This window comes from Rhodococcus sp. YL-1 (assembly GCF_001942025.1).
Taxonomy (GTDB): domain Bacteria; phylum Actinomycetota; class Actinomycetes; order Mycobacteriales; family Mycobacteriaceae; genus Rhodococcus_F; species Rhodococcus_F qingshengii.
This window is the reverse complement of record NZ_CP017303.1, coordinates 1-18341: the sequence shown is the minus strand read 5'-3', so window position 1 is coordinate 18341 and position 18341 is coordinate 1. Positions and strand designations below refer to the sequence as shown.

At 60.0% G+C, this 18341-nt stretch carries 14 protein-coding genes and 2 pseudogenes; 9 read left to right on the top strand and 7 right to left on the bottom strand.

The window, feature by feature from the left end; all coding sequences use genetic code 11:
* The first annotated feature begins 109 nt into the window (after positions 1-109).
* Positions 110-1248 (top strand): annotated as a pseudogene (locus tag BH682_RS32195) (amidohydrolase family protein).
* A 40-nt stretch (positions 1249-1288) separates the two neighbouring features.
* Here BH682_RS32195 and BH682_RS32190 read toward each other — a convergent pair.
* The gene (locus tag BH682_RS32190; protein ID WP_075836044.1) at positions 1289-2743 is read right to left on the bottom strand and encodes an MFS transporter; all 1455 of its coding nucleotides are present in this window, start codon (positions 2741-2743) and stop codon (positions 1289-1291) included.
* Positions 2744-2964: 221 nt separating this feature from the next.
* On the opposite strand from BH682_RS32190, the gene BH682_RS32185 reads away from it, so the two are divergent.
* The 6 genes from BH682_RS32185 to BH682_RS32160 all read left to right on the top strand — a co-directional run bounded on the left by BH682_RS32185 (position 2965) and on the right by BH682_RS32160 (position 10158).
* The gene (locus BH682_RS32185) at positions 2965-4227 is read left to right on the top strand and encodes an ABC transporter substrate-binding protein (protein ID WP_143542643.1); all 1263 of its coding nucleotides are present in this window, start codon (positions 2965-2967) and stop codon (positions 4225-4227) included.
* 182 nt (positions 4228-4409) lie between these two features.
* Positions 4410-5675, top strand: coding sequence for an ABC transporter substrate-binding protein (locus BH682_RS32180; protein ID WP_143542644.1), 1266 nt, complete (start codon positions 4410-4412; stop codon positions 5673-5675).
* A 32-nt stretch (positions 5676-5707) separates the two neighbouring features.
* Complete coding sequence (locus BH682_RS32175) at positions 5708-7711, top strand: ABC transporter permease (protein WP_075836038.1); 2004 nt, start codon at positions 5708-5710, stop codon at positions 7709-7711.
* Positions 7708-8511 (top strand): ABC transporter ATP-binding protein, encoded by an 804-nt coding sequence (locus tag BH682_RS32170; protein ID WP_075836036.1) that lies wholly within the window; start codon positions 7708-7710, stop codon positions 8509-8511. Before BH682_RS32175 ends, BH682_RS32170 begins: the two co-directional genes overlap by 4 nt.
* The gene (locus tag BH682_RS32165; protein WP_075836034.1) at positions 8504-9244 is read left to right on the top strand and encodes an ABC transporter ATP-binding protein; all 741 of its coding nucleotides are present in this window, start codon (positions 8504-8506) and stop codon (positions 9242-9244) included. The genes BH682_RS32170 and BH682_RS32165 overlap by 8 nt, the downstream gene beginning before the upstream one ends.
* Positions 9241-10158 (top strand): TIGR03619 family F420-dependent LLM class oxidoreductase, encoded by a 918-nt coding sequence (locus BH682_RS32160; RefSeq protein WP_075836033.1) that lies wholly within the window; start codon positions 9241-9243, stop codon positions 10156-10158. Before BH682_RS32165 ends, BH682_RS32160 begins: the two co-directional genes overlap by 4 nt.
* A gap of 71 nt (positions 10159-10229) precedes the next feature.
* Here the strand turns inward: BH682_RS32160 and BH682_RS32155 are convergent.
* Positions 10230-11368, bottom strand: a pseudogene (locus BH682_RS32155) (amidohydrolase family protein).
* Between the two features lie 73 nt (positions 11369-11441).
* Positions 11442-12335, bottom strand: coding sequence for an alpha/beta fold hydrolase (locus BH682_RS32150; RefSeq protein ID WP_075836032.1), 894 nt, complete (start codon positions 12333-12335; stop codon positions 11442-11444).
* Between the two features lie 104 nt (positions 12336-12439).
* Between BH682_RS32150 and BH682_RS32145 the strand changes: the two genes are divergently transcribed.
* Positions 12440-12832 (top strand): hypothetical protein, encoded by a 393-nt coding sequence (locus tag BH682_RS32145; protein ID WP_075836030.1) that lies wholly within the window; start codon positions 12440-12442, stop codon positions 12830-12832.
* Positions 12833-13909 carry an enoyl-CoA hydratase/isomerase family protein gene (locus BH682_RS32140; RefSeq protein ID WP_087503903.1) on the top strand — a complete coding sequence of 359 codons (1077 nt, stop codon included), beginning with the start codon at positions 12833-12835 and terminating at the stop codon, positions 13907-13909.
* Positions 13910-14062: 153 nt separating this feature from the next.
* Here BH682_RS32140 and BH682_RS32135 read toward each other — a convergent pair whose 3' ends face one another.
* The 4 genes from BH682_RS32135 to BH682_RS32120 all read right to left on the bottom strand — a co-directional run bounded on the left by BH682_RS32135 (position 14063) and on the right by BH682_RS32120 (position 17802).
* The gene (locus tag BH682_RS32135) at positions 14063-15379 is read right to left on the bottom strand and encodes an amidohydrolase family protein (protein ID WP_332328464.1); all 1317 of its coding nucleotides are present in this window, start codon (positions 15377-15379) and stop codon (positions 14063-14065) included.
* 71 nt (positions 15380-15450) lie between these two features.
* On the bottom strand, positions 15451-16566 hold the full coding sequence (locus BH682_RS32130; protein WP_083954811.1) for a CoA transferase: 1116 nt from the start codon (positions 16564-16566) through the stop codon (positions 15451-15453).
* Positions 16567-16774: 208 nt separating this feature from the next.
* Complete coding sequence (locus BH682_RS32125; protein WP_075836024.1) at positions 16775-17083, bottom strand: hypothetical protein; 309 nt, start codon at positions 17081-17083, stop codon at positions 16775-16777.
* Positions 17084-17244: 161 nt separating this feature from the next.
* On the bottom strand, positions 17245-17802 hold the full coding sequence (locus tag BH682_RS32120; protein ID WP_075836022.1) for a hypothetical protein: 558 nt from the start codon (positions 17800-17802) through the stop codon (positions 17245-17247).
* Positions 17803-18341 lie beyond the last annotated feature (539 nt).

Sequence of the window (18341 nt, the reverse complement as noted above, 5' to 3'; positions counted from 1 at the left end):
ACATGTGACGGTCTTCACACGAATGATGTATCGTATGAATTACTGGAGCGCGGTCCGTAGCACCGTCGAATCGGTATTCCCCCAAGTTCAATTTCCCTGAGGAGGGACTATGCTTGCCGACGACGTTCAAATCATCTCGGTCGACGACCACGTCATCGAACACCCACGGGTGTGGACCGATCGAGTGGCGGCGAAATTCAAAGACGATGCGCCGCGCATCGAACGGGCCGAGGACGGTAACGACTGGTGGATCTACGAGGGCCAGAAAGCAGGCAACTTCGCCCTCAATGCGGTTGCCGGTAAGGATCCGAAGGACTTCGGGATGGATCCTCGTTCGTACGACGACATGCTGCCCGGGTGTTACGACATCTCCGATCGCATCAAGGACATGGATGTCGAGGGGGTGCACGCGCAGTTGTGCTTTCCGAATTTTGGTGGGTTCGCGGGCTCGACGTTCCAGAAGTCCAAGGACTACGCGCTCGCCAACGAATGCACCAGGGCTTACAACGATTTCATCCTCGACGAGTGGTGTGCCTACAATCCGGACCGCCAGATTCCACTGGGAACGCTGCCGTACTGGGACGTTGAGGAAACCGTCAAGGAAATGAAACGTACGCCGACAAGGGCGTCAAATCCTGGACGTTCCCCGAGCTTCCGGACCGCATCGGTCTGCCCTCGTTTCACACCGATCATTGGAATCCGGTGTTCGAGTTCGCGCAGGAAGCGAATATTCCGCTGTCGTTGCACTTCGGATCCGGCGGTGCTCCTCAGGTGTCTCCGGAAGGAGCCAGCACCAACTTCACTGTTGCAATCACGTTGTTTGCGTTGAACTCTGCCAGTGCGATGACGGAGTTGTTGCTCTCACCGGTCTTCCACAATTACCCGACTCTGCGAATGGCGTTGTCCGAAGGCGGTATCGGTTGGATGCCGTACGTTCTCGAGCGTTCGGACTACGTGTGGGAGCGTCATCGCTTCTACAACGACGTCCACCAGAGCGTGCGTCCTTCGGAGTTGTTCGCTCGCGGGCACATCGGCGGTTGCTTCATCTCCGACGAAGCCGGCCTCGAGATGCGCCACAAGATCGGCGTCGACCACATCATGTTCGAATCCGACTACCCGCACTCGGATTCGCAATGGCCGCACACTCGTAAGGTGCTCACCGAATCGATGGCGAATATTCCCGACGCCGAGGCACGCAAGATGTGCGAGGACAACGCACGAGTCTTCTACAACTTCCCACGCAACTGAATATCGTTCATCACTTCCGAACGAACCGAGCACTTCCCGGTTAGACCGGTGAAGTGCTCGGTTCGTTCGGAACGGCGGCGTGTAGGTCCGAGTTCACCGGCCTGCGGGCCGGAATGAACATCGCAACTAACACGGCTGCGATCGCTGCCAGCCCGGCGATCCCGAAGGCCAGGCGGAATCCGGCCGTGGTGGTGAGTGGTATCGAGTCGGCCTCGATGACGTTCTGGGCCAGCACCATGGCAGTCACTGCGCTTGCCGTCGATGTGCCGATCGATCGCATCAATGTGTTCAACCCGTTGGCGGCAGCAGTCTCGCCATCCGGTACCGATTGCATGATGAGGGTGGGGAGCGCGGCGTAGGCGAACCCGATTCCTACGCCGATGAAGCAGCCGACCAGCACGGTGTGCCAGACCTCGGTCATCAACAGTATCGCGAGCGCATAACCCGATGCGATCGTGACACCACCGATGATGAGACTGGTTCTGGGCCCCGAGCGTTCCGATGTCCGTGCGGCTACAGGCGAGGTTGCCATCATAATCAGACCGGTGGGGACCATGCACAGACTTGCCACCATGATCGACTGTCCTAGACCCACCCCGGACGTCGACGGCATCTCGAGAAGCTTCGGAAGCACGACCGTAGACGCACATAGTCCGAAACCGACTGCGACGGAGGCGATATTGGTCAGCAGGACCGGGCGTCGCGTGCTCACTCTCAGGTCCACTAGGGGGTTGTTCCTATGCCATTGGTAGATGCCCCAACTGACGAGAATCACGACGCCGACAGTTGCGCTCGACAGCGTGAACGTGCTTGTCCACCCCCACTCGGATCCCTTGCTGACCGCGAGAAGTACGCCGCTCAACCCGACCGCGATACCGACCGCGCCGACGAAGTCGAACGACGCATGTCGGTGCGCAGGGCCGGCTGGTACACACAGGAAGATCAGCAAGGCCCCCGTCGTGCTGAGTGCCGCGGCTAACCAGAACAGTACGTGCCAATCGGCTCGCTCGGATACGAAGGCCGACAGAGGCATTCCTATGGCACCGCCGACGCCGAGTGTGGAGCTCATCAACGCCACCGATCGCCCCAGTCGATCTGACGGTACAGAGTCTCGCAACATGCTGATGCCGAGTGGAATGATGCCCAACCCCGCGCCTTGCAGTGCGCGACCCACTACGAGTAGCCACAGGCTGGTCGACAGAGCCGCGGATATCGATCCTGCAGTCAGTATTGCAAGCAAGATCAGCGCGATCTTTTTCTTGCCGAACATGTCGCCGAGGCGACCTGCAATAGGCGTACATACGGCGCCCGCAAGGAGCGTGACCGTGATAACCCATGCCGCATTTGCGGGGCTCGTGTTCAGAAGTCGAGGTAACTCTGGAACCAGTGGGGTGAGCAGCGTTTGCATGAATGAGACGACTAATCCGGTCGAGGCCAGAACTGTTGTGATCACAGTGGGATTGCCCACCCCGCTGCCCCTGAGAATCTTCTTCATTTTGGTGACGTCAACTCGGTCAAAATAGATGGAGACATGCTGTAGGTTCCTTACCGTAAGTCTTGCGGTTAATCGAACTATAGGTTCCGGCGTAAGTATTTTCGGCGAAATCGCGTTCTCGTTTTCGATACTGTGCGCGGCTTCTGCCGGTGCGTGCCGCCTCGGAACGAGAGCATTCAACTCACGCGCACCGATGTGCGCACTCGAATCAGGAGAACTACATGTCGATTCTCGAGTCGATACGGGCTGCCAAGCGGTCCTCCGTCCGCATCGGCGTCATAGCCGCCGCGACTGTGACCACGGTGTCCGGTCTCACCGGATGCGCGGGCAGTGCCTCCGAGCACGGCGCGACTGGAGCGTGCACCAGTCCGGGCGTCACCGCCGACTCGATCACCGTCGCCTCCGTGTCGCCGCTGTCGGGCCCGTCGGCATCCACTTTCGCAGGGTTCGTAGAGGGCGCACGTGCACGGTTCGAGGTCGAGAACGAAGCGGGCGGAGTCAACGGCAGAAAGATCAAGCTGGTGACCAATGACGACCTCGGTGACGGTGCTGCGCAGGTAACCGCCGCTCGTAATGCGGTCCAGTCGCAGAAGGCATTCGGCATCCTGCACGCCTCCCGCGCGGATACGATGTTCGACTATCTTTCCTCTCAAAATGTTCCGGTAACCGGTTTCCCCGGACAGATCGCCTACCAGACGAAGGAGAATGCGTTCGGATTCGCCGGATCAGCCAGCATCGGCTTTCCGTCGACCGCGCAGTCTCAGTTCTTCGTCGATCGTGGTGTCACCAAACTCGGTGTACTGGCGAATAATTCGACTGGATCCAAAGGTGCCGCCGAAGGTCTGATCAAGGTTGCACCTACGGTGGGGCTGAACGTGGAGGCGACCGCACTCGATATTCCGGTCGGTTCGTTCGATGCCACTTCGATCGCGTTGCAGATGAAGAATGCCGGCGTTGATGGGCTGTTTATGCCACTGGTTACGGATTCGTCGGTGGCGATTTTCAAGGCCGTCAAGGCTCAAGGATTGGAGCTGAAGGCCGCTTACATGCAGGGACTGTACGACCCGAAGGTCACCGACCAGGTGGGCGATCTGCTCGAAGGTGTATCTTCGCCGCCGGTCGGGACGATTCCGGTCGAAGTTGCAGGCGATGCAACTGAACAGTTGGCGGTCGCGATGAAAAAGTACGGTGACGGAGTCGATCCGAGGACCGGTTTCACGACCCCGGGGTATGTCGCGGCGGATCTGTTTATCGAGGGGCTGAAGATGGCCGGCGAATGCCCGACGCGAGAGAATTTCGTGAAGGAGCTGCGAGCGGTCGATGCGTATGACGGTGGCGGTCTGTTGGTCGAACCCGCAAACTTCGCGGAAGGTCCGGTTGTCGGAGGGTTCCCCTACGGACGCTGTGCTTGGTTCGTGACCTACTCCGGCGGTGCGTTCGTCCCGGATACTGCAGCGACGTGTGGAGAGATTCTCGGTCTGTAGCAAGCGGTATCAGATCAACGTCGTCATGTCCAAGTTTTGTTGACATGATCTAAGTCATATGAATAGTATTACTTACCGCAAGGCTTTCGATTGGGGTGTGGTCCACCGCCTTCCGAATCAGCACCGTTCGTGCGCTCACTTCAAATGCCACTGTGCAGCAAATAATTCGAGGAGTTGTCTTGATGTCGAAATTCGAGTCGGTGTGGTTCGGCGGCGCCGGGGTTCGTCGCGCCATGATTGTCGGTGCGGTAAGTATGATTGCGCTGGCCAGTGTGACCGCCTGTGCGGGAAGTTCGGCCGATTCTGCGAGTGGCGCTGGGGGAGTGTGTAACTCGCCCGGCGTCACCGCGGACAAAATCGTTGTTGCATCCGTATCGCCGCTCTCGGGTCCGGCGGCCTCGACCTTCGCCGGCTTCGTGGAAGGAGCCAAGGCCCGCTTTGCCGTCGAGAACGAGAACGGTGGCGTGAATGGTCGGAGACTTGAATTGGTGACCAACGACGACCTCGGCGACGGCGCTGCGCAGGTAACCGCGGCTCGAAACGCGGTGCAGTCGCAGAAGGCGTTCGGCATTCTGCACGCATCCCGCGTGGACACAATGTTCGACTATCTGTCTGCGCAGAATGTGCCCGTCGCTGGGTACCCCGGGCAGCCGGCGTACCAGGAGAAAATGAACGCGTTCGGATACGCCGGAGCGTCCCTCATCGGCTTCTACTCCACATCCATGGCACAGTTCATGCAGGACAAGGGTGTCACCAAGCTCGGCGTTCTCGCTAACAATTCGACCGGATCCAAAGGCGGCGCAGACGGTTTGGTGAAGACGGCGGGCCAGATAGGCCTCGAGGTCGCGGCCACGTCCTTCGACATCCCGATCGGAGCCTTCGACGCGACATCGGTGGCCATCCAGATGAAGGATGCGGGCGTCGATGGTCTGTACATGCCGCTCGTAACCGACTCGTCCATCTCGGTCCTCAAGGCCATGGCGGCCCAGGGCGTCAAGCTCAAGGCCACCGAAATGCAGGGACTCTATGACCCCAAGATTACCGCTCAGGTCGGGGATCTGCTCCAAGGTGTTTCCGGTGCAGGCGTCGGAATCGTTCCGATCGAACTCGATAACGAGAGCACGAACGCTTTCGTGGATGCGATGTCCGAGTACGGCGACGGTGTCGATCCCCGGACCGGTTTCACTGGGCCCGGATACATTTCGGCTGATCTGTTCATCGAGGGGTTGAAGAAGGCAGGTGACTGCCCGACGAGGGATGCCTTCATATCCGAATTGCACAAGGTCTCCGACTATGGCGGAGCCGGTCTCCTGATCGAGCCGGCAAACTTCGCCTCCGGACCGGTCCCGGCGGGGACCCCTTACGGGCGATGCAACTGGCTCGTGACATTCCAGGGCAACTCATTCGTTCCGGAGCCGGAGGCCACCTGCGGCGAGGTCATGAACTGATGCCGAACCCTACCGTTCGAGGAGAAAAATAGATGCTCAGCTATCTCGTTGCGGGACTCGTCACTGGGTCGCTCTATGCGATCTTCGCGCTGGTCCTCGTCACCACATACAACGCTTCACATGTGTTCAACTTCGCGCAGGGAGGCATGGCCTTCTTCTTGGCCTACTGCTTCTACTGGCTCAACACCGACGTCGGACTTCCCACGGTGGTCTCGCTCGTTCTGTCGATTGTGGTGATCGCTCCGATCATGGGATGGTTCCTGTGGCGCGTCCTTCTCGGAAGGCTCTCCACCGCAACACCTCTGATTCGCCTCGCCGCTACCATTGGTCTCTCGGTTGCGCTGTCCGCGGGAACGACATTGCTCTTCGGGCACGATCAAGTTCTGCAACCTGCTGGCTTGATCAGAAACGTCAGAAGCGTCGTGACCATCGCCGGTGTCAACATCAGCAATGAGCAGATGCTCGTCATCGGCATCGCTCTGATCGTTGCAATCGGCAGCTTCTTGCTTCTCAACCGGACAGCTGTGGGCCTCGTGACCAGGGGTGCGGTTGACTCGGAAATGATGACGGTGCTTACCGGAACGAATCCCAAAGTGGTCGTTGCAGGCACATGGATGGCAGGCATGTCCGTCATCGGGCTCGCGGGCATTCTGGTCATGCCTCAGGTCGGTCTGAATGCGGCTGGCTTCAGTAGTGTCGTCGCCGCATCGTTCGCGGGTGTAGTCATCGGTCGACTTACCAACGTGTGGTGGGCATTTGGCGGTGCACTGCTGGTCGGCGTTCTGCAATCGGTCGTCATTCCGTACTTACCGGACTCGGGAATCCTGACCACGGCTTTGCGTCCCAGTATCCCGTTCCTGCTCATGGTCATCGCAATCGTCGCCCGAAGTCGAGGTGCGGGCGTCCGAGACGATGTTGCGTCACGGGAGGTGGCGAAACTCTCGTCAGCGGCCGAACGCAGTGTCGCGCATGTCCAGTCGGTCATGCGAGGAACCCGCGGTTCGTGGGACAGATACGTCGGTTGGGCTGTACTCGGAGTCGTGCTCGTCGCGGTCCCCTATGTCTTCAGCGGTTTCTGGGTGGGGGTGTTCGCAGTCGGTATGGCATACGCCATCGCGCTGCTCTGCTTCCGGCCCGTCACCGGTGAGGCGGCCGTCGTCGGTTTGTGCCAGATCTCGTTTGTAGGTATCGGTGCGGTTGCGACAGCGCAGTTCTCGACGACATACGGACTCGGCATCATCACTTCCATGTTGCTGGCTGCATGTGTGTCGGCGCTGTGCGGTCTTGTCGTAGGCCTCGTGTGCCTACCGCTTGGACAGTTGTACGCGGCCATCGCGACCTACGCCTTCGCTCTTCTCGCCGACCAGGTGATTTTCACCCGACCGACATTCTCCAACAACGACGCGGGTGTGTTCGTGGATCGCCCGACGTTCGGTGGGGTGTACCTCACCAATGATCAGGACTACCTGTACTTCACCGTTGCGATCTTCCTGATCGTGGCGCTCGTGTTGTTCTTGATCCGGAGGTCGACGCTGGGCCTGAGATTCGCCACAATTCGTGCCAGCCGTGTTCGGGCATCCAGTCTCGGGATTCCCATCTTCCGGTCCCGTCTTGCGCTGTTTGTCCTCGGTGCCGGAATCGCCGGCCTCGGTGGTGGAGTGATCGCAAGCAACCAGTACGTTGCATTCACCGGCGCATACAGTGCTCTGCTCGGATTGACCTGGTTTGCGGTTGTCATCGCCCAAGGATCGTCGAGCATCGGCGGCGCGGCGGTCGCAGGGTTGTCTCTCGCAGTGGGGCCGGCGTTGGTTGCCAATTACCTGCCATCGCGGCTTGCTGAACTACCTGCCGTGCTCTTCGGCCTCCTCGCGATCATGATCGTGAGTAATCCCTCCGGAATCAACACCATGATGCGAGCACAGATTCGCACTCTGGCAGCGAGGTTGACACCCGAGCGTAAACCGGACGGCACACAGTCGCCCACCACCGATGATCAGACTGCCGTATCAGCTACCCCAGTTGGGAGTTCACGATGACCGCCGTCGCCGACACGAAAGTGGGAGAAGTCCGACTTCAACTTTCGGATATCAGCGTCAACTTCGGCGGTGTCAAGGCACTGCAGAATGTCTCCCTTCAGGCTCGCAGTGGCCAGGTCACCGGGTTGATCGGTCCGAATGGGGCGGGTAAGAGCACACTGCTTGCCGTCGCATCCGGAATTCAACGGCCGAACTCCGGAATCGTTCGGCTAGAAGATCAGGATGTCACCGGTGCTCGGCCGCAGGTGTACGCACATGCCCGAATGGCACGCACCTTTCAAGCCCCGCAACTCGTACCGGATCTCGATGTGCGCGAACATTTGGTTCTGGCTCTACGCTCCAATAACCACAAGCCTGGTAGCGCTCTCAAGTCCGCGTTCGGAAAACGCATTACAACAGACGAATTCGGAAAGACGGAGCAGCTGCTTGCAGAGTTGGGTCTGGCGAATGTGGCGGCTAAGGGAGTAAGAGAGTTGCCGCTCGGAACGAGGCGCCTCGTTGAGGTCGCACAGTGCCTGGCGTGCGACTCGAGAACCTTGCTGCTCGACGAACCGACTGCAGGACTGAGTCGCGCGGAGACGGCGGTTTTCTCCGATTTGGTTGTTCGGGTGTGTCGTGATCGCAATATCGCCGTTGTGATCGTCGAACACGATATCGATTTGGTTCTCGACATCAGCGCCCGGGTTTTCGTGCTGGATTTCGGCCGACTGATCGATGAGGGCGACCCTAGTCACATTCGAAACAGTAAGAAAGTACAGGCTGCGTACCTGGGAACCATGGAGGCTGATCTTGATGTCTGACGTGATGCTCGAAGTCGATGATTTGCGTATCTGTTACGGCGACGCCATCGCTGTAGACGGTGTGTCGTTCGCCGTCACCTCCGGTCGATGCCTGGCTGTGCTCGGCGCGAACGGCGCCGGTAAGAGCAGCATCGCTCAGGCTCTGGCAGGACTTATCCCGCCCGACCGGGGAACAATCTCAGTCGAGGGAGAGGACATCACTGGAAGTGACGCCTTTGCGTTGGCGCGCAAAGGAATCGCCTATCTGCCTGAGGGGCGTGGGATTTTTCCTGGTTTGAGCACTGCCGACAATGTCGCGCTCGGTATGCGGATTCTGCCCAAAGATGCCAGGGCAGATGCGGTCGACAGGCTGTACTCACTGTTCCCCGTTCTCGGTGACCGGCGCAAGCAACAAGCATCGACTCTCTCCGGGGGAGAACAGCAGATGCTCGCCGTCGGACGTGCGCTCGTCACCGGACCGCGACTGTTTGTGGTGGACGAACTCTCGTTGGGGCTGGCTCCCCTGGTGATCGACAAGATCTACGAGGCACTCGAGGTTGCAAAGAAGTCGGGTACCACGATGATTTTGATCGAACAGTACGTCGAGCGCGCATTGGAGTTCGCGGACGATGCCGTTGTGATGCGGCGTGGCGAGATAGTTTGGTCCGGGGTTGCGGACGGCGCGGTCGACGAAGTGGTTCAGAACTATATGGGCGGAACGCAATCCGAGGAAGAAACCTCTGTAGCGCAATGAAATTCGCTCTGTTATTTCCTATGCGTGCGGTCAAACATTACCACCAGTGGATGAATGGGGGAGACCTCGGCATTGCGGCGTGCATCGCCGAGGACGCGGGTTTCGACGCTATAGGGATGAGCGAGCATCCGTACCCTGACGACGCGTGGTTGGGTAAAGGCGGGCATCACGCTTTCGATCCGTTCGTGTCCCTGGGATTTATGGCGGCGTCGACCGAGAAGATCCGGATGCTGACATATGTGATGGTGTCGAGTTATCGACATCCATATATGGCTGCCAAAGCTGCCGCTAGTCTGGACGTCCTCAGCAAGGGGCGATTGACACTCGGTATGGCGGCGGGGTACCTCGCGGACGAATTTGTCGTGCTCGGTGCGGATTACACATCGAGGGGGCGACTATTGGATGCGGCAATTCCCGCTATGCGCAGTGCCTGGGCGGGGACCGACCACGACAGTGATCTGTTTCCTGCGCACGGCAATACGATGTTGCCGCAACCCATGCAGTCAGGCGGTCCGCCGATCTGGATCGGGGGCAATTCTGGCCCGGCCAGGCGACGGGCGGTGGAGCACGGCCAGGGGTGGATTCCGATGGGTCAGTCTGCGGAGACGTCAAAGATCACGAAATCGCCACCGCTGGAGTCGATTGGCGAGTTGGCAGTCCTGATTTCGAGTGTCCAGAAGCAACGCGCAGAACTCGGTAAGCCTCCTCTCGACGTGGTATTCACTCCGTTCGAGGCCGAGATGCTGCGCACCCATGACGTGGAAGCGTGTGCCGCGGCCGTCGCCGAGGTGATACCTGCGTACGAGGATGCTGGTGTGACATGGATCGGATTCGAGCCGAGCAGTAGAACATTGGACGCATACCGACGTGATATCGGTGTGCTCGGCGAACGCGTGGTCACACGGTTCAGCTGATCAGGGTATAGACGAAGAGGGCCGGACCATAGTGGTCCGGCCCTCTTCCCCTCATTCGATTTGTTGCGTCGTCAGTTGCGTGGGAAGTTGTAGAAGACTCGTGCGTTGTCCTCGCACATCTTGCGTGCCTCGGCGTCGGGAATATTCGCCATCGATTCGGTGAGCACCTTACGAGTGTGCGGCCATTGCGAATCCGAGTGCGGGTAGTCGGATTCGAACATGATGTGGTCGACGCCGATCTTGTGGCGCATCTCGAGGCCGGCTTCGTCGGAGATGAAGCAACCGCCGATGTGCCCGCGAGCGAACAACTCCGAAGGACGCACGCTCTGGTGGACGTCGTTGTAGAAGCGATGACGCTCCCACACGTAGTCCGAACGCTCGAGAACGTACGGCATCCAACCGATACCGCCTTCGGACAACGCCATTCGCAGAGTCGGGTAATTGTGGAAGACCGGTGAGAGCAACAACTCCGTCATCGCACTGGCAGAGTTCAACGCAAACAACGTGATTCCGACCGTCATGTTCGTGCTCATCCCCTCCGGTGAGGCTTGTGGGGAGCCTCCGGATCCGAAGTGCAACGACAGCGGAATATTCGCTTCCTGCGCGAACTCGAACACCGGATTCCAATGATCGGTGTGAAACGAGGGCAGACCGATGCGGTCCGGAAGCTCGGGGAACGTCCAGGATTTGACGCCCTTGTCGGCGTACGTTTCATTTCCTTGACGGTTTCCTCAACGTCCCAGTACGGCAGCGTTCCCAGTGGAATCTGGCGGTCCGGATTGTAGGCACACCACTCGTCGAGGATGAAATCGTTGTAAGCCCTGGTGCATTCGTTGGCGAGCGCGTAGTCCTTGGACTTCTGGAACGTCGAGCCCGCGAACCCACCAAAATTCGGAAAGCACAACTGCGCGTGCACCCCCTCGACATCCATGTCCTTGATGCGATCGGAGATGTCGTAACACCCGGGCAGCATGTCGTCGTACGAACGAGGATCCATCCCGAAGTCCTTCGGATCCTTACCGGCAACCGCATTGAGGGCGAAGTTGCCTGCTTTCTGGCCCTCGTAGATCCACCAGTCGTTACCGTCCTCGGCCCGTTCGATGCGCGGCGCATCGTCTTTGAATTTCGCCGCCACTCGATCGGTCCACACCCGTGGGTGTTCGATGACGTGGTCGTCGACCGAGATGATTTGAACGTCGTCGGCAAGCATGTGCGCTACTCCCTTGTGATTCTTGGATAATCTATCCGGTAAGTCGTACTGTACGCCTAACTAGTGAGCTGTGTCACCGGGGTTGCGCGGCTGGGAGTTGGCTGAGGAAATCGCCTACCTTGTCGACGAAGACCGAGTTGTCGTCGCCCGCGACCATGTGGCCTGCGCCTGAGACCTGAAAGGACTGCGAGCGAGGTATCGATGCCAGCAGTTCGTCGACTCCGTCCTGGCTCACGATGTCAGACTCGGCGCCGTGAACCAGAAGGGTCGGGCACGATACGGCGGCAGCAGCTCTGACAAGTCGGTCGTGGTTGTCCTGCGGTGTGTTCAAGTTCGGGCCGAGGCGGTGAAACGCGGGATCCCAGTGCCAGTACAGACGACCGCCTTCGCCGACTCTGATGTTCTTCCTCAGGCCTTCGATGTTCCTGGGCCGCACCCGGTGTGGTTGGTATGCGGCGACCGCGTTCGCGACCTCTTCGAGGTCTGCGAAGCCGTCGGGGGACCCGGTCATGAAATCGGTGATCCTCTTGATGCCTGACGGCTCGATCCGCGGGGTGATGTCGACGAGTACCAGCGCTCGTGCGAAGCCAGGGTGTTCCCCCTCGGTAAGAAGGCCGGTGATGCCTCCCATCGAGGCGCCGAATATGACTGGTGATATTGCGTATCCTGCGGATTCGCTCAGTTGTTCGACGATTGCACGCACGTCATCGGACAAATCGTCCATCCCGTATCGCGCCTCCGTGTCCCAGGCGCTCTCGCCGTGGCCACGGGAATCGACAGTGAATACGGTCCAGCCCTCGTCGGCGAATCTTGTGGCCGCGCGATCCCATGAATGGCGGGTCTGGCCACCACCGTGGAGCATGAGGATCACCCCTTGTGATTCCTCGATCGTCGGGCCCCACCGATCAGCGGCGAGTCTACCTGCGCCGCCGGCGAAGTCATGGGTACTTGGTGAGTTCGGTGCCATAGTGTTCTGCTTCCTCGGGTCGAATGATGTTCCCCTCCTTCCTATCACTGAATCGAAAGGCATACCGTTGCTATTCCTGCAACTAGGGCGGTAGCATTCGAACGATGTACCAGTGCACTCGGCCGCTGACCCACCGGCCTACGCGGGACGGATTGCCGGTCGACAGAGCGCACGTACCTGCTTTCCTGGCGATCGAGGTCGCCGGCTATGCATGGGACGACGCGCTTCGGGAGGCCAGTGGCGGGAAACTGTCCGCTGCCGATGTCGTTATCGTGAATGTGGATGCAAACTTTTCTTGTGAACTACTCGTGGGAGATGCACAGTTTTTCGTCTCACTTCGCAGGATCGGCCGAACGTCGTTTGTTCTCGAGACGTCGATCGCCCAGGCCGGCAGCATTGCCGCCGTCGCAACATTTACTGTCGCGCACATAGCTGACGGCGCACCGTCGCCTCTTTCTTCGCGGCAGGTCGAATTTCTCCGCACCCTGGAGCCCTAGGTGACATTGAATGCTATGCAGCCCGAGTGCAACTCGGTAGAAGAGCTGGCGCTTGGTCTCCTTGCCCCGATATCGGCGGGCGACGTCGTGTCGTGGATTGATCTGTCCACTGTCGAGGACGGCTGGGTGCCCGCCGCCGCAGATGCTGCACGCGCTTCGCATCGAGTGCTGATCGGAGTCGGTTGGCCTGGAAGGGATGCGGGGGAGTTGCTCGATGCGCTGAGCCTGACGGTGCACTCGGACGAACGCGGACTACAAGACCGCCGGACGGTTTACGTCGCCGATCTCGAGGAGGCGGTACGCGAATTGAACGTAGCGATCGGACGTGCGCCGATCGCTGCAGCCACGACTGGACAGTTACTGAGAGTCGGTCGGTCGACGACGGTGCACGACGGGCTTGTCGTCGAGTCTTTTGCGTACTCGACACTTCAGGGCGGACCTGAATACGCACGATGGCTGAAGTCGGCCGATTATCGATCGAAGCCCGAGAAGGGCGAACCTGTCGACGTCTGTCGAACCGATGATCGACTATTTATCACCCTCGATCGCCCCGACCGTCACAATGCGCTGAATGCAGCTATGCGGGACGCGCTGGTGAATGCTCTCGCGGTGGCGTGGGTAGATAGCACGATCACGAGCGTCACCCTCCAGGGAAGGGGCGCGTCGTTCAGTAGTGGCGGCGACCTCACCGAGTTCGGGTCGGCAACTGATCCTGCCTCTGCGCACCTCATCCGGACACAGCATCGCCCGGCCGAGCAGATCTCTGAGCTGGCGACCCGGCTGGGTGACCGATGCCTGGCAGTGGTCCACGGCGCTGTCATGGGGGCCGGGCTGGAGCTGGCGGCGTTCGCGGGACGCATCATTGCACACTCGGAGTCGAGATTCATGCTTCCTGAGCTGTCCATGGGGCTACTGCCCGGAGCGGGCGGGACGGTGAGCGTGCCGCGCCGGATCGGACGCTGGCGAGCAGCCTGGATGATCTTCAGTGGCGAAATAATCGATGCAGAAACAGCATTCGAGTGGGGTCTTGTCGACGCGGTGACATCTGAGAGCGGTGGCGGACAGTTGGTGCAGTGATCGTCGATGTATTGCGACACCGATCGGACAAACTATGCGGATCTCGCCGTGGCGTACCTGCTGGGCCGGTTCGCTGTGGCGTTGAACGAATCGAGATTTAGCCTCTTCCAGCTTGCTGTGTCGGTGAGTAGTGAATGCCTCGTTCCTGTTTCGCTAATCGACTGCGGATGCCGTCAACGTAATACGTACGGCATCTGCGGAGGGATTTCGTAGGACATCTGTGAGGGGCGCATGGAGTAGCACTAGGTCCGCCGGTCCGCCTACTCGCACAGTGCGTGGTCGTCCACCTGGATCTGTCGATGACGTGAGCAAAGATGCGAGGGCTTGGGCAGCGGTGATGGTCTCGGACTCGCCGACAACTCTTCCTGCTCGGGTTCTGCGGTGAACTGCCGACGCGATGTTTGCCCATGGGTCGAGCGGCCCGTATGGTGCGTCGCTCGACAGTGCCAGGGGGACTTGGGCATTCAGAAGCGATCTACAACGGTACAGGTCGCTTTGATCCCGGTGATCGACGTCGCGCAAGTAGTCGTCTCCTCGGTCGGAGAGGAAACCGGGCTGCGTCACTACCGTCAATTCATGGCGTTGAAGTTCGGCAATGGACTCGTGCGGAATCAACGCTCCGTGTTCGACCCTGTCGCCGGGTGCTGCGCCGACCTCGTCTAGGGCGGCGAGCAGGATCAGAAGGTTCTCGCGCGAGACACAGTGTGCGGCAAAGGGGCGACCGATACGGTGCAGACGATCAATCAGCGCGGCGAGTGCAGCGAGGTCTGGCGGATCGGAATCGGCGAGGACTATCTTGTACGGGCCGACACTCACAAGTTTTTCGTCGATGGATTCTCCGATGGGAATGCCGAGTAGATGCACCCGCTGGGGCAGTGCTCCTGTCCTCACGGCGTCGAGAATCGAACCAATCGAACTGGAGGGTAGGTCAGGCGTGGCGTCCGTGAGTCTGGTGACACCGAGGTTCGCCAATGATCGACCGACGGCTGACAGATCCGGAGGACCGTTGCCGGGCAGTCGTTCCCGCAACCAGTCGTCGGCTCGCCACAGGCGTCCGGTTGGCGTCCCATCGTCTTTACGTTCGATACCGGGATGATCGGCCGTTGCTAGTCCGACGGCCTCTGCGGCACGAGAATTTAACATCCACATCGCTCCGCTGCGATGCTGGATTCGCGTCGGGCGCTCTCGGTGAAGGAAGTCCAGACCTGCGCAATCGAGTTCACCGGCAACGGTTTCGATGTACCCGACGCCGCGAATCCAACCTCCTGTCTCGCGTGGGGCTCGGTTGAGTGCGCGCGAAAGGTCCTCAGATGTCCGTACCGATGGCGGTCCGCATCGAACCGACGCGGCATCGGCCGCGGTCGCATGTAGGTGCAGATGGTGATCGGTCAGTCCGGGTATGAGGGCTCCACCGTGGCCGTCGATGACGTCGGAGTCGCTGGCGAGCAACCGATTTCCGATGTCGGTCACGATTCCGTCTCGGATCGCGACGTCGACGCCCGAAGCGCCGTCGAGTTCGACATCTCGAATGACGTATTTGGTCAAGGCAGTTCGATTCCGAGGCTTCGTAGAACGTAGGAGGTGTCCGCGCCGCTTGTCGGCGCTTCACCCTGAGGTGCCCGTCCGTGTGGCTTCGAGGGTACGGTCGACTCCAGATACTGGTGCGACGGGGACCCGTCGAGCGTGCATGCCACGATGTCCGACATGGACAGGTCCCAGAGCTTCCCTGTGCTCCCGGACGGTTGGGACATAGCGACTGCCGCAGCAGTCAATCCTGTGAGAGGGTCGGCGATGGCATCGCCGACGAACAGTGGTGATCCGTCGGAGTGACGGGCGACGAGACCGCTCGATGCGGCGATGTCGTCGCCGAATCCGACTCGATCAGAAGCGCGTCCGTTCGCAGTGATGGAGATCCATGTGGATCCGGAGGCCACCGATGATTCTGCGTCGAGACCGAAATTTCGCAGTGCGCGTGGGCGTGATGCTTCGATGACGATGTCCGCGGCGTCGACGAGTCTGCGCAGTGCAACTCTTCCCGATTCGGTCTCGGGGTCGAGAACGACTGATTCGTGCCCTGCGTGGAGGAGTCGGTAGAACTCTCGATCGCCGAAGCGAGCGCCATCGAGTCTGGTCGGAGTTTCGACCTTGACGACCCGAGCACCAGCCTCAGAGAGCAATTGTGCGCAGAGCGGACCGGCCCACAGCGCACTGAAATCGACCACGAGCATGCCCTGGACGGATCTCGGAACGAGCGGACCTGGGGGTGGCGGCTGGGCGCGAACGCTCGGCACCGACCCAGCGGCGATACCGAGAAGTGTTGCGCGGTCGTCAAATTCGGCGGTCGTGTGATGTGCGATCCAGTCGGCGAGCTCGGGCCAGATGTCGCCGTTGGTCTGCCGTGAAATCAACGCGGACAAGAGGGATGCATCGTCTTCTCGTGCACAAGAAACGGCGACCCAGCCGTCCGAACTGGGAAGGAGGCGGCAGGAACCCCCGACCGAGAGGGCACCGTTGCGAGTGTACGAGGTGAATGAGGCTCGCTCGCCCAGAAGCGCGGCTCCATCTACGTCGACATGGCAAGGTGTAGCGACAGTTGCCTCGGAAATGTGATGCGACAATGTGCGTGCGTAGGACGCGGCGGCCCCGGGCGGGATCATCGGTGGCCCATCGGCAGGCCCTGTCAGAGGCACTACACCACTGTCGAGCCAGTCATCGGTGAAGTTCGGACGAACGCTGCTCACATTTCCCTGCTGTGGTGCTCTGCTGGATTCGAATGCGTTTTGAATCTAGCATCGCGACCTGTCGAACTGTGCACGCTACGCACCAAGAAAGGGATACGTCTCGCGATTCGACCAGATTGATCCGTTACCCCTGAACGTAGAGTTTTAAATATGGGCTGCGAAGAATCTTCGAATCGAGGTGGTCGTTGATCCGTGCAACCGCGCCGGTGTGGTCGCAGGCTTGCACTTTCATCAGTGTGTTCTGCGTGATGGTGCGGAAGTTGGCGATGTCGGTGGACGGGAACACGGCGCTGGCCTGCCCTGGCGTGAGGGTCGTGCTCGCCGGGGCCGTGCCGGTTTCCTCGTCGCTCACCAGGGTTTCGTGCGGCTGTGCGGAGGCCCAGACGAGTAGTGCGGCGGCAGCGACGGCGACTGCGGCGTAGTAGCCGAGCATGATCCGTTCGTTTGTGTGGTCCAGAAAGGCCCCTCACCGTCCGGTGAGGGGCCTTTTCGGGTTTCTGTGGGGGTTCCGTTCGGTTATGGGCTGCGAGGCGCACTATCGAGCGTTATCGAATAGAACCGAACCCCCGGGGCAGTCGATGTGCACTGCGATTGTCAGGCGTTCTCGATGATGGCTGCGACTTCTTCAGCACTCAGACGTGGTCTTTCGTCGAAGTCGGAGTAGACGCCGTAATCGTCGGCATTCAAGTCGCGAGTGAGTTCCGCGGCCACCAGTTTGATGGCGTCGTAGCGGGTCGGCATCTCTTCTCGCAGTCGCGAACGCGATCTGCTGATGGCACCTTTGATCTCGGTTTCGTGTTCTGGGGTGACCCAACCCATGCCCAGGCGCAGTATCTTCACATCACCGCCTCCGCTCCCTCGGCCGACGTGTCCGAATGCGCCTTCCTCGGCCTGCACGCCCGCGAGGAGCACGTCGGCCGCGTCGTCTGGTCGCTGAGGTACCCAGGCGGTGGGGTCGGCAGTAGTCAGCTGAAGGCCCCCTCCCACGACAGTTCCACCCGTCCAGAGCGGAGCGAGATCAGCAGGAGTGGCGAGCGATATGTCGATGTACGGGATCCCACGTGCGTGGGCAAACACCGCGTGGGCGGCCTCGTGGATCGCGGCGTGCGAGATCCATCCGTGCTGGGGGCAGAGGAGCATGTCCAGGTTCATGATCACGAGACTCTACTTTGGTGCTGTGACCTGTGGTGATGACATGTCCCTGGGGTGGTTGTTGGGGGTGTGTGGGGCGCCGGCGTTTTGGGTGCCGGCGGGGGCCGGCGGGGTGTTCGGGTTGGGTGGTGTGGGGGAGTGGTGTCGGGTCGTTCGGCGGTGTTGTGAGGGCTCGTTTTGGGTGTTTTTGAATGTTGTTGTGTGTCAGTGGGTTTCGGTATTCGGTTGGTGTTGGGTTGGTTTCGTGGGTTGTGCACGGCGGTGTTTTTGTGAACGCCGAATTATGTTGTGGTGGTGAGTGTTTCGGTGTTTTGTGTTTTCGGGTTGTTTTGCGGTTTGGTGGGTGGGGGTGTATGATTGGGAGCATGATGATGACGAGGCAGTGGACGCGAGACGGGGCGCTTTTCGTGACCCTTCCCCTCCTCCCCAGCCTCGTTCGGGTGTCGGGTACCGGTTCAGACGTTGCGATGAATTCGATTGGTGAGAACCAAGATTCGGAATTCAGAGGAGCGAAGCGACTCGATCGACGGCAACGGCAC